This is a genomic window from Streptomyces geranii (assembly GCF_002954775.1).
Lineage (GTDB): Bacteria > Actinomycetota > Actinomycetes > Streptomycetales > Streptomycetaceae > Streptomyces > Streptomyces geranii.
In genome coordinates, this window is the sequence record NZ_PJME01000018.1 from 135939 (window position 1) to 150092 (window position 14154).

Here is a 14154-nt window from a genome sequence, read left to right on the forward strand (position 1 = left end):
CTCCTCCGGCTGAGCCGGGGAGTCCTCCGGCTCAGCCGGTACCGCTCCGGGTGGCGACCGTGACCAACCACATACCGATCGAGTAGCCACTTGGTAGCGCAGTGTCAGTCCTTGCGCCTACGCTGGTGCGCATGTCCCCCGACTCCCTCACCCCTGGTTCCGTGCGGTCCGCTGCCGTGTTGAACGAGCAGATCCGCGCGCTCTGGCTCCGCGCGGGCGGCTCGCTCTCGCCCCAGGAGCGGGAGGAGTACGAGGGGTTGGTGGTCAAGTGGGCCGCGGCGATACGCGGCGAGGTGATCGAGGCGGCGTGAGGGCGGGGGCGGCGGGCAGCAGGGCAGGCCGCCTGTCGAAGGCGGGCACGACAGCCTCGTAGACCACCAGATGGTGACAATGAGCCACCACTCACCACCCGCTGCCCACTGCCCCCTGCCCTTGACGCGGCGTCAGCGCCCGCCCGACACCCGAAGGACCGCGCCGGTCGCGTACGAGGCCTCGGCGGACATCAACCAGGCGACGGCAGCGGCGATCTCGTCGGCCTGCCCCGCCCGGCGGAGCGGAATGGTCGCGGCGGCGCGTTTCGCCCGGTCCGGATCGCCCATCGCAGCATGGATCTCGGTGTCGATGACGCCCGGGGCAACGGCGTTGACGCGGACGCCGTCCGGCCCGAGTTCCTTGGCCAGCCCCACGGTGAGCGCGTCGACAGCGGCCTTGGTGGCGGCGTAGTGGACGTACTCGCCGGGGGCACCGAGGGTGGCGGCGGCGGAGGACACGTTCACGATGACGCCGGTACCGCGAGCCGTCATGTCCCGCGCGGCGCGACGCGAACAGAGCAGCGTGCCAAGCAGGTTGACGTCCACGACGCGCCGCAGATCGGCGGAGTCGGCGTCGACGAGCTTGCCGAGCCGACCGGTGACCCCGGCGTTGTTCACCAGCCCGGTGACGGGCCCGAGCCGCTCCTCGACGACATCGAACAGCCGGTCGACATCCGCCTCGACGGAGGTGTCCACCGCGACGGTCACACAACGCACCTCCGCCGCCCGCACCCCCTCGGCGACCGCCTCGGCGGCGAGAGCGTCCCGCACGTACCCCACGGCGACGTCGTGCCCATCGGCGGCGAGCCGCAGACAGATCGCGGCACCGATACCACGACTGCCACCGGTGACGACGGTGACGGGTGACGGGCTCATGGACGTACCTCCTACTTTCCAAGGCAATGGATCTAGTGGATCTACGGTCGCAGGTGCGCGAGCACGTCGGCGTCGAGGGGGTAGGGCCGCTCGACCGGCAACAGCTCGGCCGCGAGGTCCAGTTGACCCGCCCGCACATGCCCGTGGATCTCGGCGGCGAGCGCCGTCACATCCTCGATCCCGACGATCCACTCGTCGGCGTACCGCGCCGCAGCCTCCCCCGAAAGCCCCAACTGCAGGGACCGGTAGGGCAACGGATCGAGCCGAAGACTCCGCTCAGGGTCCCACTGCACCCGCGTCGCCGCCCGCCTCAACTGCCGTTTCCAGTCGGCCCGGTTCCCGTGCAGCGCGGGAACGTAGTGCGACAGACACGAGTTCCGCAGCGCCCACACGAACCCCTCACGGCTGATCTCGACGGCCAGCACGGTCTCCTGGCCCTCCTTGGTGCCCCAGCCGCAGCGGTACATCATCCAGGTGAAGGAGGGCTTGATCCATGTCATCCGGTCCCGCTTCCACGCCGCCGGAAACCGCCCCTCCCGTGCCGCCGCCAGCCCGATCTCCGGGCGGTAGGCCTGGTAGACGGTCACTGTGGACGTCGTATGGCGGGCGCGCACGCGGAACTTGGGTTCCTGTTCTGCGGAGATGACGGGATTCTGTTCGTCGGGCAGGTTGACTGTCTGATCATTCACGCGACCAGCCTCGGAGCCGGACACCCTCCACCGCCACCGAATATCCGCGATATACCCGCACTCCCCTTGGCTCCACCCGCCCCGTACCCAACACTGAGCCGATGACGCAGCGTGTGGAGCTAGCGACCGTGATGGACCGGCTCTCCCTGGACGGACTCGTCACCGAGTACGCGGTGGCCGTCGACGATGGTGACTGGGAGGCGTATCTGGGGCTGTTCGCGCCGGACGGGCGGGCGGACTACCGGTCGGCCGGGGGGATCGAGGGGGACGCGCCGCAGGTTGCCGGGTGGCTTGCGCGGAGCATGGAGCTGTTTCCGATGCGGCAGCATCTGATCGTCAACCGCCGGGTCCGCTTCGGCCTTCTGGAGCAGGACACCGGTGACACGGCCCGCGTCCAGGCCGACTACGTCAACCCCATGCGCCTCGCCGACCGGAACGGCGAAACCGGGTCCACCGCGCCCGACTTCGTCTGCGGGGGACGGTACGACTTCGCAGTCGTACGTACGCGGGACGGGTGGCGGCTGCGTGAGGTCGTCGTCCAGGAGAAGTGGCGGCGCTCGCCGGCCGACGTGCCGGGGGCCGCCCGCCACTGAACACCCGATCCGAGGCCTCCCTCGCCTCTCCTCGTCTCCCCCGGACCGGCCGCCGTACGCCAATACGAGGAATCCCCGTCCCTGGCCGGAGTCCTGCTGGCCCGAGATCGTCCACACCGCGCACACTGGACCCACCGGCCGGGTAACCGACCGGGGAGTTGAGCGGGTGATCGATCCCGGGGAATCGACTGGTAGGAGGCGCCGTATGAACTTGCCCGGCCACTGGACCGCCTCCCCTTGGCGTCGTTCCCTCGTCGCCGCCCTCGCCGGTGCGCTGCCGATGTTCGCCTTTCCCGCGCCCGCCCTCTGGTGGTTCGCCTATGTCGCCCTCGTGCCCTGGATCCTGCTCGTCCGGTCCGCGCCGACCGGCAAACGGGCCGCGTACGACGGCTGGTTCGGCGGGCTCGGGTTCATGCTGGCCGTGCATCACTGGTTGCTGCCGAGCCTGCATGTCTTCACGGTCGTCATCGCGGCGCTGCTGGGCGCGCTGTGGGCGCCCTGGGGTGTGCTTGTACGACGGTTCCTGGCGGGGCGGGCCTCTGCCGGGCGGATCGCCGCCTCGCTCCTCGTACTGCCCTCGGGGTGGCTCATGGTCGAGCTGGTGCGCTCGTGGCAGGGGCTCGGTGGGCCCTGGGGCATGATCGGATCCAGCCAGTGGCAGGTCTCGCCCGCGCTGCGGCTCGCCTCGGTCGGCGGGGTGTGGCTGCTCAGCTTCCTGGTCGTCGCCGTGAACGTCGCGGTCGCCGTCCTGGTCGCCGTGCGCGAGGCCCGGGTTCCGGCGGTTGCCGGGCTCGTTGCCACCGCCGCCGTCACCTCCGCCGTATGGGTGTGGTCGCCTCGGCCGGACGTGGACGGGCGGGTGCGGATCGCCGTCGTGCAGCCGGGGATCGTCGACGGGGCCGGCAGCGCCGAGAAGCGGTTCGCTCGCGAGGAGGCGCTCACCCGGCGGCTGGCCGGTCAGGACCTCGATCTGGTCGTCTGGGGCGAGAGCAGCGTCGGCTACGACCTCGCCGACCGTCCCGATCTCGCGCAACGGCTCGCCTCGCTCTCCCGGACCACCGGCACCGACATCCTGGTCAACGTCGATGCCAGACGCTCCGACCGGCCCGGTATCTACAAGAGTTCGGTGCTCGTCGGTCCGGACGGACCCACCGGTGACCGGTACGACAAGATGCGGCTGGTGCCGTTCGGTGAGTACATTCCGGCGCGTTCGCTGCTGGGCTGGGCCACCTCCGTCGGCAAGGCGGCGGGCGAGGACCGCAGGCGCGGCAGCGCGCAGGTGGTCATGGACGTCGGGGGCGGGCTGCGCGTCGGGCCCATGGTCTGCTTCGAGTCCGCGTTCCCGGACATGAGCCGCAACCTCGCCAAGGACGGCGCCCAGGTGCTGATCGCCCAGTCGTCCACCTCGTCGTTCCAGCACAGCTGGGCCCCCGAGCAGCACGCGTCGATCGCCGCCCTGCGCGCCGCCGAGACCGGCCGGCCCATGGTGCACGCCACGCTCACCGGCGTCTCCGCCGTCTACGGCCCGAGCGGCGAACGCGTCGGCTCCTGGCTCGGCACCGAGGCGAGCACGGCGGCGGTGTACGACGTACCGCTGGCCCGGGGTGTCACGCCGTACGTCCGTCTCGGCGCCTGGCCGGTGTACACGGCCGTGCTCGTGCTCCTCGTCCTCGGTGGCGTCGAGGGCGTACGCGGGCTCAGGCGGCGTCGATCCGTGCCCGCACCGCTCGTACCACCCGCTCGCACAGTTCATGAGTCGCCAGTGCGTCCCGGGCGCTGAGCACCTTGCCCGCGCGCACGGCGTCGAGGAAGGTCAGCACCGCCTGTTCGATGCCGCGCTGCCGCGCCACCGGCACCCAGTCGCCGCGCCGCCGTACCGTCGGCTGCCCCTTGTGGTCGATCACCTCGGCGAGGTTGACGACCTGACGCTTGGTGTCCTGTCCGGACACTTCGAGGATCTCCTCGGCCGAGCCGCTGAGCCGGTTCATCACGCCCAGCGCGGTGAAGCCGTCCCCGGACAGTTGGAGCACGACGTGGTGCAGCAGTCCGCCCTCGGTGCGGGCGCGCACGGTGACGTCGTCGACCGGGCCCGGCACCAGGAACCGCAGTGTGTCCACGACATGGATGAAGTCGTCGAGGATCATCGCGCGGGGTTCCTCGGGCAGGCCGATGCGGTTCTTCTGCATCAGGATCAGCTCGCGCGGGTGGTCGGCGCACTGGGTGTAGCCGGGCGCGAAACGCCGGTTGAAGCCGACCGCGAGCGACACCCCGCGCTCCTCCGCCAGCCGCACCAGCCGCTCCGATTCGGCGAGTTCGTAGGCGAGCGGCTTGTCGACGTACGTCGGTACGCCCGCTTCCAGCAGCCTCGTCACGATCTCCGGGTGCACGGTCGTGGGCGCGTGCACGAAGGCGGCGTCGAGGCCCTGGGCGATGAGGGCGTCCAGGTCGGTGTGCCGCTGCCCGGCCGGCAGGCGCAGTTCGTCGGCGACCCGGGTCAGGGTGGCGGGCGTCCTCGTGTGCAGGTGCAGTTCGACCCCGGGCCGGGCGCCCAGCACCGGCAGATACGCCTTCCGCGCGATGTCACCGAGTCCGATGCAGCCGACCTTCACGGGGTCTCCTTCAGCGGTTGCCCGGCGGGGGCATGCCGGGTCATGGCGGGGTTCTGCCGGAAGCATACGGCCGCCGTCGGCCCCGCCGACCGGCCGGGCCGACGGAAAACGCGTGGTGGGGGCGGCCTGGGTGGGCCACGATGCCCGCATGACAGAGTCGCAGACGCAGCGCAGCGAACCCGCCCAGAACGCCGACGAACGCACCATGCTGGAGGGCTGGCTGGAGTACCACCGGCAGACCCTGGCGTGGAAGTGCGAGGGCCTGACCGACGCCCAGCTCCGCACCGCCGCCGTGGAGCCCTCCGAGCTGTCCCTCATGGGGCTGGTGCGGCACATGGCGGAGGTGGAGCGGGGCTGGTTCCGCAAGGTGCTGACGGGCGACGATCCGGGGCCGATCTACTACACCGAGGAGGACCGGGACGGCGAGTTCCATCTCACCGAGGCGGACAGCTGGCAGGAGGCGTACGGCACCTGGCAGGCCGAGATCGAGATCGCCCGGCGCAACTGCGCGGGCTTCGGCCTTGACGATCTCACCCGGGGCAACAGCCGCTACACCGGCGAACCGTTCAACCTGCGCTGGCTCTACACCCACATGATCGAGGAGTACGCCCGCCACAACGGCCACGCCGACCTGATCCGCGAACGGCTCGACGGCGCGACGGGCGACTGAGCAACGGCGACCGAGCGAGCGCACACGGCACAGCGGGGATGCGCGTCGAGGCGCGGGGCGGCCGTCAGCCGGAGCCGCCCCGCGCACTCCGTACGGGGCCGGAGATCACCCGTGTGGGGCATCCTCCGCCTGTCCACGGGTTCCGAATCGGCGCCGACCCAGCAGAGTTGCGCGGGTGCATCGAACGACGACCACCGCAACGCTCCTTGTGACCGTGGCTGTCACGGCCCTCTCCGGCTGCGTCACGATCCAGCACCCGACCGCTCCGGGCCCGCTCCCGACACCGTCCCGGACGTCGGTGCCCCGCCCGGCCGTCCTGGCCGAACCGCAGATCGTGCAGGCGCCCGCCCGGGAGGCCCTGGAGCTGATCGGCCCCGACCACACACCCACCCAGGCCGTACGGACGCCACGGTCCCCGGACGAGCCGCAGCACCCGGCGGCCGTGGCACCGCCGCCCGCACCGGCCGCCGCTCCGGCGCCCCCGCCCCGCCGCACCAAACCGAAGCAGCGCCCGCCGAAGCCGGAACGCCGCCACAGCCAGCCCCGCGTCGAACTCCCGGACGTGTCCCGCCCGGTACGCGAGAACGCGGACGTGTGCGCGCTGGGCAAGAAGTACGGCGGCTGGGGCAAGGACAGTCCCCAGACGGTCATCTGCAAGGAGGCGTACGGGCGTTGAGGCGCCGGGGCGGGGAGGTGGTGCGGGTGTCCCCGTGCCACGGTCGCCCCAGGCCCGCTGCCGCCGGCGTATCGCTGGAGCCGCTGTCGCGGGCGGGTCGCTAAGGCCGCTGTCTGGGCGGGCCCCAGGAACCCCCGCCCAGCCGACCGCCCGACCCACGGCCCGACGGCCCACCGCCCGGCCCGCCACCGCGCCCACCGCCCGATCCCCCGTCGGCTCCTCCCCCGCCTCCGCCTGTTCCTCCGGAGGAGTCCTCGTCTCCCTCCCCCTCCCCGTCCCCCAACCGCAGCTCCAGCCGCCCGATGGCCGCCCTGACCCCGTCGCCGTAGCTGTCGTCGCCCAGGGCGTCGGCGGCGGCGCGGGCGCGGCGGAGGTGGGTGCGGGCGGCGTCGGGGCGGTCCAGCTTGACGTAGTCGGCGGCGAGGTTGAGGTGCAGCGAGGGGTACAGGGCTCGTACCGCGAGCGCACCTTCGTGCCGGACGACCTCCGCGACCCGTTCGTCGGACAGTTCCTGCGCCGCCGACAACGCCCGCAGGTCCCACGCCAGTTCGTCCGAGGGGTCGTCCTGGGTGTCCGCCATGTAGTGCGCCAGGGTGCAACGGTGCAGCGGGTCGCCGTCCTCGCCGATCTCCGCCCACAGCCCCAGGAAGCGCCCCCTCGCCTCCTCGCGGTCACCGCCGTGATGCAACATGACGGCCTGTCCGATCCGGGTCATCAAGGGATCCGACGCCACCTGCTCCTGCCGCTCCGTCACCGCACCCTCCGCCCTGTCCGACGCGCACTGCCCACTGTCCCTGGCGACGCTAACGGCACCCACTGACAATCCCGGTGAGCCGGGCCGGTCCGGCGGCGGACCGGCCCCGTGACGGAGGGGGACCGGCCCGGCGGCCCGGCTCACCGCCCGGGCGTCAGCCCAGGTTCGGGATCGTCCAGTCGATCGGGTCGTGGCCCTGGCCGGCCACCGCCTCGTTGATCTGGGTGAACGGACGGGAGCCGAAGAACTTCTTCGCCGACAGCGGCGACGGGTGCGCCCCCTTCACCACCACGTGCCGCTCCTCGTCGATCAGGGGGAGCTTCTTCTGGGCGTAGTTGCCCCACAGGACGAAGACCGCCGGGTCGGGACGGTCGGCCACGGCCCGGATCACCGCGTCCGTGAACTTCTCCCAGCCCTGCCCCTTGTGCGAGTTGGCCTCACCGGAGCGGACCGTGAGCACCGCGTTGAGCAGCAGCACGCCCTGCTCGGCCCACGGCATCAGATAGCCGTTGTCGGGGACCGGTGTGCCCAGCTCCTCCTTCATCTCCTTGTAGATGTTGCGGAGCGAGGGCGGGGTCTTCACACCGGGCCGCACGGAGAAGCACAGGCCGTGTCCCTGGCCCTCGCCGTGGTAGGGGTCCTGACCGAGGATCAGGACCTTCACCTGGTCGTACGGTGTCGCGGCGAGCGCGGCGAAAACCTCGTCGCGAGGAGGGAAGACCGGCCCCCGTGTCCGCTCCTCCTCGACGAACTCGGTCAGCTCCTTGAAGTAGGGCTGCTGCAGCTCGTCACCCAGGACGCCGCGCCAGGACTCGGGCAGCATGGCGATGTCGGTCACGTGAACTTCCTCCGATGTGCGGTGTGTTCCACTCACCGAAGAACCTACCGGCGCCCACTGACAACGGGCCCCGGAGTCCGCCGTACTCGGACCTTCGACCGCGCTACCAGCTGGTCTTCCAGTACAGCTCCCACATCACCATCATCGTCGCCGGGTCGATGGACACCTCGGCGCCGCCGATCTCCTCGTTCGCCGCCACATGCTGCTTGCCCTGCCACAGCGGCAGCAGGCGGGCGTCGTCCAGGAGGATCTGCTGGGCCTCCTCGAACTGCTCGCCCACGGCCCCGCGGTCGCTCTCCCGGCGGGACTCGGGCAGCAGGGTGTTGGTGATCTGGGGCGAGGTGTACGGCGTACCGAGGGCGTTCTGCTCGCCCACGAAGGGGGCGATGAAGTTGTCGGCGTCGGGGAAGTCGGGGAACCAGCCGCGCCCGAAGACCGGGTACTCGCCCTTCTGGTAGCCGTCCACGTAGGTCTTCCAGGGGCGGCTCTGGAGCGTCACGGTGAACAGGCCGGAGTCATCCAGCTGGCGCTTCAGTTCCTCGAAGGCGGGCTTGGTCTGGGAGCCGTAGCGGTCGCTCGTGTACCAGAGGGTCAGCGGGACCCGCTCGGTGATGCCGTCCTCCAGGAGGATCTGCCTGGCCTTGGAGGAGCTGGGGTTGCCGAAGTCGTCGAAGAAGCCCGTGGTGTGGCCGACCAGACCCTTGGGGATCATGGAGTACAGCGGCTCGACGGTGTCCTTGTAGATGTTGTGCGCGAGCGCCGGGCGGTCGACGACCTGGGCGATGGCCCGGCGGACCGACAGCTTGTTGGACCAGGGGTCCTTGGGGTTGAACACCAGGTAGCTGATCTCGGTGGTGGCGTTCTCGACGAGCTGGAGGCCCTCCTCCTTCTCGTTGTCCTGGATGTCGACGATGTCCGCGGCGGCGAGACCGCGGTAGATGACGTCGATCTTCTTCTCCCGCAGCGCGTTGGCGATGTCCGACGACAGCTGGAAGTAGCGGATGGTGACGGCGTCGTTCTTGGGGTCCGCGATGCCCTTGTAGCTGTCGTTCCTGACCAGCTCGGCCTTGTCGCCCTCCTTGTAGGACTCCAGGGTGTACGGCCCGGAGCCGCTGACCTTGCCGTCCTCGCGGAGCGACTTCGCGGGGTAGTCGTCGGGGTCGACGATCGACATGGCGGGGGTGGAGAGGACGAAGGGGAAGGTCGCGTCGGCCTGGTTCAGATGGAAGACGAGTCCGCGGTCACCCTTCACCTCGATCCGGTCGAGGCTGGTCAGCAGTCCGGCGGGACCGCCGTTGACGTTGATCCTCTTGATCCGGTCGATCGAGTACTTGACCGCCTGCGCGTTCAGCTCGTGCCCGTTCGAGAAGGTCAGGCCGTCGCGCAGTTCACAGCTGTACACCGTGCTCGAACTGTCGGTGAACGCGCAGCTCTTGGCGGCGTCGGGCTTGGGCTCGGTCCCGCCGGTGGTGAAGTTCAGCAGGGTCTGGTGGACGTTGCGGAACAGTTCCCACGAGTTGTCCCAGGACGCCGCCGGGTCCAGGGTGCTGGGCTCACTGGTCGTCCCCACCACGATCGGCCCGCCGTCGCCGGAGGAGTCGGAGGAGAAGACCCCGCATCCGGCGACCATGGATATGGACGCGGCTGCCGCCACCTGCCGCAGGCCCCGGTTCCGGTTGAACACGTGCACGCTCCTCGATCTGCCATACCAAGCCAACGGTCGGCAGACCATACCGCAGTGCCCCAGTGGGTGGTCCAGCTTCCTGGTAGGCCACTTGATCAGCGTGAATCGGACGACGGGGTCCTCGGAGGGTGTGACCTCGCACGTCGACACAGAAGCATTTTCTGTCAGCCGGGGCGCATAACTTTGCGGTGGTCGACATGGAGACTTATCGCCGCTCATCTTCCGGTAAATGGCAAAGCAGACGTAAAAATCGACTCCGGAGGAAACGGCGACGGGCGCCCGTCTCCCGACGAACGCCCGCCCACTCCGTACCGGTCCCGGTTACGTCAGTTGTGCCCGGCCTTGAGGAAGATGCCGCCGTCGACCACGAGGGTCTGGCCGGTGATCCAGTCGGCCTGGGCCGAGGTGAGGAACGCGGCGGCGCCGCCGATGTCGGCGGGTACGCCGAGCCGGCCGAGCGGGTAGGCGGCAGCGGCCTCCTCCTCGCGGCCCTCGTAGAGCGCCTGCGCGAACTTCGTTTTCACGACCGCCGGCGCGATCGAGTTGACCCGCACCCGGGGCGCGTACTCGTGTGCCAGTTGCCGCGTCAGGTTGTCCATGGCGGCCTTGCTGATGCCGTACGCGCCGATGAACGGTGAGGCGGAAAGTCCGGCGACGGACGTGATGTTGACGATCGAGCCGCCGTTGTCCTTCTGCCAGGCGTGCCAGGTCTTCTGGGCGAAGCCGAGCGCCGAGACGACGTTGGTCTCGAAGACCTTGCGCGCCACGTTGAGGTCGAGGTCGGCGATCGGCCCGAACACCGGGTTCGTACCGGCGTTGTTCACGAGGTGGTCGACGCGCCCGAACGCCTCCAGGGTGCGCTCGACGGCGACGGCCTGGTGGGCCTCGTCGTGGGCCTTGCCCGCCACGCCGATGACCCGGTCGGCACCGAGTGCCTCGACGGCCTCCTTGAGGGCGTCCTCGTTGCGCCCGGTGATGCAGACCCGGTCCCCGCGCGCGAGGAGCGCCTCGGCGATGCCGTATCCGATGCCCCGGCTGGCGCCCGTGATGAGCGCGACCTTGCCCGAGAGTTCCACAGTCGTCATGTCCCTAAGTCCCTAAGCCCCGGTTGTCCCTGAGTTCCTCAGCCCTAGTCGAGCGGTCCGCCGGCGACGTACAGCACCTGGCCGGAGACGAATCCGGCGGCCTCGCCGGTGAAGAAGGCGATGGTGTTGGAGATGTCGTCCGGGTTGCCCACGCGCTGGACCGGGATCTGGGTCGCGGCGGCGGCCTTGAAGTCCTCGAAGCCCATGCCGACGCGCTCGGCGGTGGCCGCGGTCATGTCGGTGGCGATGAAGCCGGGGGCGACGGCGTTCGCCGTGACGCCGAACTTGCCGAGTTCGAGGGCGAGGGTCTTGGTGAAGCCCTGGAGACCGGCCTTGGCGGCGGAGTAGTTGACCTGGCCGCGGTTGCCCTGGGCGGAGGACGAGGACAGGTTGACGATCCGCCCGAACTTGGCGTCGACCATGTACTTCTGACAGGCCCTCGACATCAGGAAGGCGCCGCGCAGATGGACGTTCATGACCGTGTCCCAGTCTGACACGCTCATCTTGAAGAGCAGGTTGTCGCGCAGGACGCCCGCGTTGTTGACGAGGATCGTGGGTCCGCCCAGTTCCTCGGCGATACGGGTGACCGCAGCCGCGACCTGCGCCTCGTCGGAGACGTCGCAGCCGACGGCGATCGCCCTGCCACCGGCGGCGGTGATCGTCTCGACGGTGTCCTTGCAGGCGGCCTCGTCGAGGTCGATCACCGCGACGGCGCGGCCCTCCGCCGCCAGTCGTACGGCGGTCGCGGCGCCGATGCCGCGCGCCCCGCCGGTGACCACGGCGACCCGCTGCTCTGTGGTGGACATTGCTGGTTCTCCTCGCCCTTGAAAAGTTCGGCCTTGAAAAGCCTGCGGTCCACGGTACGCCCTCGGGTGAGCGACCGCTTAGTACCTTCAGCGCATGTGACGCTAGAAGTCCTGGCACCCGGTGTCAACGCATGTCACGCCGGTGTGAGCCATTACCTGTCGTCACCTGACCAGCAGGTCGAGGAGTCGCTCCGCCTCGGCGTGCGGGTCGGTGGTGAGCCCGGTGTGCACGGGGCCCGGCTGGACGACCGTGGAGCGCGGCGCGATCAGCCAGCGGAAGCGCCGCCCGGCGTCGTCGGGCGCCGCCTGGCCCGCGGCGTCCCCGCCCGCGCAGACCCCCTCGACGGCGCTCAGGGCGGCCCGTACCCCGGCGATGTCGACGGCGGGGTCGAGCGCCCGCAGCCTGCCCTCGTCGAGATGCGTACGGGCCGTGACGAAGGACTTGGCCCGGCAGTACACGAGGACACCGGCGTTGACGCACTCCCCGCGTTCGATCCGCGGTACGACCCGCAGCAGCGCGTACTCGTAGACGTCCCGGCCGCTCATGCGGTCCTCCCGTGGGTGATCCGCTCGTGGATGACGGGGGCGCGCGCGAGGAGCGGTTCCGCGTAGGCCCGGCGGAGGGCGTCCGGCGAGTCGAACCCGGGTTCGTCCGCGAGCCATTCGTCGGGGATCTCGGCGGTGACCTCGGCGAGCAGTTCCCCGGTGACCAGGGGGGCCAGTTCGGCGGCGGCGGAGGCGAGGTCGGGGCCGAACCGGGCGAGGGCGTGCTCGGAGACGTCGTACGGCTTGGCGGCGGAGGCCTTGGCGCCGGGCCAGTTGTGGTGCCAGATCATCGTGGCGCCGTGGTCGATGAGCCACAGCTCCTCCCGCCACATCAGCAGGTTGGGGTTGCGCCAGGACCGGTCGACGTTGTTGACGAGCGCGTCGAACCACACCACCCGGCCTGCCTCCTCGGCGCTCACCGCGAAGGCGAGCGGGTCGAAGCCGAGCGCCCCCGACAGGAAGTCCATGCCGAGGTTGGTGCCACCGCTCGCCCGGAGCAGCCCCTGCACCTGCTCGTCGGGCTCACCGAGCCCCAGCACCGGGTCGAGGCCGACGGTCACCAGCCCCGGCACCCGCAGCCCCAGCCGCCGGGCCAGCTCCCCACACACGACTTCGGCGACGAGCGTCTTACGACCCTGCCCCGCCCCCCTGAACTTCATGACATACGCTCCGAGATCGTCGGCCTCGACGAGCCCCGGCAGCGAACCGCCCTCGCGCAGCGGCGTGATGTAGCGGGTCGCGATGACTTCCTTGAGCATCGCCCCAGGTTACTGGGGCCTTCACGGCAGGATGCCCGCGCCGCCTGAACGGCGCGGACACGGGGTTCGTATCTCCCGACAGATCCAGACAACGCCTTCGGAAGGAAACGCCAGCATGAGCAGCGCCTCGCTTCAGCCCCTATCGGGACCGGCACGTCGTACGGTCATGGCCGCGGCCGGCGCGGCGGGGCTCACCGTCGCGCTCACCGCGTGCGGGTCGGGTGACGACTCGTCGGACTCCGCGACCGAACAGGGCGCCGCCGCGGGCACGGCCCTCGCGAAAACCACCGACATCCCGGAGGGCGGTGGCAAGATCTTCGCGGACCAGGGTGTGGTCGTCACCCAGCCGACGGCGGGCACCTACAAGGCGTTCTCGTCGAAGTGCACGCACGCGGGCTGTGCGGTGACGGGCATCACCAACGGGGTCATCACCTGTCCCTGTCACAACAGCGAGTTCTCGGTGACCGACGGCAGCGTGAAGAAGGGCCCCGCGACCGAGGCGCTGGCCGCCGAGAAGATAACGGTCTCCGGGGACTCGATCACGCTCGCCTGACCCGCGCCCCGAGACAGGCCAGCACCTCGTCGGTGGTCGCGACCGTGGCGACCAGCGCGAGGGTGTGGCGGATCATCGCGGGGGTGTAGTCGGAGGGCACCCCCGCGATGGCGTCGCCGGGCACGACGACGGTGTAGCCGCGGTTCACGGCGTCGAACACGGCGTTGGGGATCGCGACGTTGGCCGAGACCCCGGTCACGATCAGCGTGCGGCAGCCCAGATTGCGCAGCAGGGCGTCCACGTCGGTGCCCTGGATGGGCGACAGGCCGTGCAGTCGTCGTACGACGAAGTCCTCGTCGGCGACCTCGATGGGCGGTGCGACGCGCACCGCGCTCGTACCGGTCAGTTGCTGGACGGGGAGCCGTCCGGCGGCGCGGAACAGCCGGGCGTTGTGGTTGGCGCCGCGGCCGTCGGGACGGCGCTCGGCGACGGCGTGGACGACCTGGATCCCGCTTTCGCGGGCGGCGGCGACCAGTCGGCCGATCCGGTCGAGCACGCCCGACGACCGCGCCTCCTCGGCGAGTTCGGGCAGGGCGCTGCCGGGTCCGACGACGCCCTGCTGGCACTCGACGGTGAGCAGGACCGTGGTCGCGGGGTCGAGGAGTTCGCTGAGCTGTTCGTACGACGGCATGGCGCCGGAGACTAACGTCCGCCGCACAAAGGTGGAAGACGCACCATTTTCTTTTCTGACGTGATGTCAGAGGAT

Annotated in this window: 17 protein-coding genes; 6 read left to right on the forward strand and 11 right to left on the reverse strand. The window is 70.4% G+C overall.

The annotated features are described in order from the left end of the window. Positions 1-131: 131 nt before the first annotated feature. A complete protein-coding gene (locus tag CW359_RS23980; RefSeq protein WP_105972166.1) occupies positions 132-311 on the forward strand; it encodes a hypothetical protein in 180 nt (59 codons plus the stop codon). A gap of 132 nt (positions 312-443) precedes the next feature. On the opposite strand, the gene CW359_RS23985 is transcribed toward CW359_RS23980, so the two are convergent. Together CW359_RS23985 and CW359_RS23990 are read right to left on the reverse strand one after the other, a co-directional pair. Then, a complete protein-coding gene (locus CW359_RS23985; protein WP_105972167.1) occupies positions 444-1187 on the reverse strand; it encodes an SDR family NAD(P)-dependent oxidoreductase in 744 nt (247 codons plus the stop codon). 41 nt (positions 1188-1228) lie between these two features. Next, entirely contained in the window at positions 1229-1876 is a 648-nt protein-coding gene (locus CW359_RS23990) for a DUF4291 domain-containing protein (protein WP_232838560.1), read from the reverse strand. 101 nt (positions 1877-1977) lie between these two features. Between CW359_RS23990 and CW359_RS23995 the strand changes: the two genes are divergently transcribed. Both CW359_RS23995 and lnt read left to right on the forward strand, forming a co-directional pair. Beyond that, positions 1978-2469: a nuclear transport factor 2 family protein gene (locus CW359_RS23995; RefSeq protein ID WP_105972168.1), complete on the forward strand. Its 492-nt coding sequence runs from the start codon at positions 1978-1980 to the stop codon at positions 2467-2469. A gap of 205 nt (positions 2470-2674) precedes the next feature. Further along, a complete protein-coding gene (gene lnt, locus CW359_RS24000; RefSeq protein WP_105972169.1) occupies positions 2675-4249 on the forward strand; it encodes an apolipoprotein N-acyltransferase in 1575 nt (524 codons plus the stop codon). On the opposite strand, the gene CW359_RS24005 is transcribed toward lnt, so the two are convergent. Next, a complete protein-coding gene (locus CW359_RS24005; protein ID WP_105972170.1) occupies positions 4167-5078 on the reverse strand; it encodes a Gfo/Idh/MocA family protein in 912 nt (303 codons plus the stop codon). The two genes, lnt and CW359_RS24005, sit on opposite strands and share 83 nt — an antisense overlap. A gap of 148 nt (positions 5079-5226) precedes the next feature. On the opposite strand from CW359_RS24005, the gene CW359_RS24010 reads away from it, so the two are divergent. Together CW359_RS24010 and CW359_RS24015 are read left to right on the forward strand one after the other, a co-directional pair. Next, entirely contained in the window at positions 5227-5748 is a 522-nt protein-coding gene (locus CW359_RS24010; protein ID WP_105972202.1) for a DinB family protein, read from the forward strand. Positions 5749-5962: 214 nt separating this feature from the next. Next, positions 5963-6424 (forward strand): hypothetical protein, encoded by a 462-nt coding sequence (locus CW359_RS24015; protein ID WP_105972203.1) that lies wholly within the window; start codon positions 5963-5965, stop codon positions 6422-6424. Positions 6425-6524: 100 nt separating this feature from the next. On the opposite strand, the gene CW359_RS24020 is transcribed toward CW359_RS24015, so the two are convergent. The 7 genes from CW359_RS24020 to CW359_RS24050 form a co-directional block, all read right to left on the reverse strand. Then, positions 6525-7178 (reverse strand): hypothetical protein, encoded by a 654-nt coding sequence (locus CW359_RS24020; RefSeq protein WP_232838561.1) that lies wholly within the window; start codon positions 7176-7178, stop codon positions 6525-6527. Positions 7179-7332: 154 nt separating this feature from the next. After that, entirely contained in the window at positions 7333-8016 is a 684-nt protein-coding gene (locus CW359_RS24025; RefSeq protein WP_105972171.1) for a uracil-DNA glycosylase, read from the reverse strand. Positions 8017-8119: 103 nt separating this feature from the next. Further along, positions 8120-9700 (reverse strand): ABC transporter substrate-binding protein, encoded by a 1581-nt coding sequence (locus CW359_RS24030; RefSeq protein WP_105972172.1) that lies wholly within the window; start codon positions 9698-9700, stop codon positions 8120-8122. Between the two features lie 326 nt (positions 9701-10026). After that, positions 10027-10785 carry an SDR family oxidoreductase gene (locus tag CW359_RS24035; protein WP_105972173.1) on the reverse strand — a complete coding sequence of 253 codons (759 nt, stop codon included), beginning with the start codon at positions 10783-10785 and terminating at the stop codon, positions 10027-10029. 44 nt (positions 10786-10829) lie between these two features. Continuing rightward, positions 10830-11591, reverse strand: coding sequence for a 3-oxoacyl-ACP reductase FabG (gene fabG, locus CW359_RS24040; RefSeq protein WP_105972174.1), 762 nt, complete (start codon positions 11589-11591; stop codon positions 10830-10832). Between the two features lie 162 nt (positions 11592-11753). Next, positions 11754-12137, reverse strand: a complete 384-nt coding sequence (locus CW359_RS24045) for a DUF3037 domain-containing protein (protein ID WP_105972175.1) — start codon at positions 12135-12137, stop codon at positions 11754-11756. Then, the gene (locus CW359_RS24050; RefSeq protein WP_105972176.1) at positions 12134-12895 is read right to left on the reverse strand and encodes a HipA family kinase; all 762 of its coding nucleotides are present in this window, start codon (positions 12893-12895) and stop codon (positions 12134-12136) included. Before CW359_RS24050 ends, CW359_RS24045 begins: the two co-directional genes overlap by 4 nt. Before the next feature lie 115 nt (positions 12896-13010). On the opposite strand from CW359_RS24050, the gene CW359_RS24055 reads away from it, so the two are divergent. After that, positions 13011-13448 carry a Rieske (2Fe-2S) protein gene (locus CW359_RS24055; protein WP_105972177.1) on the forward strand — a complete coding sequence of 146 codons (438 nt, stop codon included), beginning with the start codon at positions 13011-13013 and terminating at the stop codon, positions 13446-13448. On the opposite strand, the gene CW359_RS24060 is transcribed toward CW359_RS24055, so the two are convergent. Beyond that, complete coding sequence (locus CW359_RS24060) at positions 13435-14079, reverse strand: cysteine hydrolase family protein (protein WP_105972178.1); 645 nt, start codon at positions 14077-14079, stop codon at positions 13435-13437. The two genes, CW359_RS24055 and CW359_RS24060, sit on opposite strands and share 14 nt — an antisense overlap. Between the last annotated feature and the right edge of the window lie 75 nt (positions 14080-14154).

Excerpts from the sequence above, each read along its gene's own strand:
- CW359_RS24055 (WP_105972177.1), top strand. The coding sequence starts at position 13,011 with ATGAGCAGCGCCTCGCTTCAGCCCCTATCGGGACCGGCACGTCGTACG.
- CW359_RS23995 (WP_105972168.1), top strand. The coding sequence starts at position 1,978 with ATGACGCAGCGTGTGGAGCTAGCGACCGTGATGGACCGGCTCTCCCTG.
- CW359_RS23980 (WP_105972166.1), top strand. The coding sequence starts at position 132 with ATGTCCCCCGACTCCCTCACCCCTGGTTCCGTGCGGTCCGCTGCCGTG.
- lnt (WP_105972169.1), top strand. The coding sequence starts at position 2,675 with ATGAACTTGCCCGGCCACTGGACCGCCTCCCCTTGGCGTCGTTCCCTC.
- CW359_RS23985 (WP_105972167.1), bottom strand. The coding sequence starts at position 1,187 with ATGAGCCCGTCACCCGTCACCGTCGTCACCGGTGGCAGTCGTGGTATC.
- CW359_RS24050 (WP_105972176.1), bottom strand. The coding sequence starts at position 12,895 with ATGCTCAAGGAAGTCATCGCGACCCGCTACATCACGCCGCTGCGCGAG.
- fabG (WP_105972174.1), bottom strand. The coding sequence starts at position 11,591 with ATGTCCACCACAGAGCAGCGGGTCGCCGTGGTCACCGGCGGGGCGCGC.
- CW359_RS24060 (WP_105972178.1), bottom strand. The coding sequence starts at position 14,079 with ATGCCGTCGTACGAACAGCTCAGCGAACTCCTCGACCCCGCGACCACG.
- CW359_RS24035 (WP_105972173.1), bottom strand. The coding sequence starts at position 10,785 with ATGACGACTGTGGAACTCTCGGGCAAGGTCGCGCTCATCACGGGCGCC.
- CW359_RS24010 (WP_105972202.1), top strand. The coding sequence starts at position 5,227 with ATGACAGAGTCGCAGACGCAGCGCAGCGAACCCGCCCAGAACGCCGAC.
- CW359_RS24045 (WP_105972175.1), bottom strand. The coding sequence starts at position 12,137 with ATGAGCGGCCGGGACGTCTACGAGTACGCGCTGCTGCGGGTCGTACCG.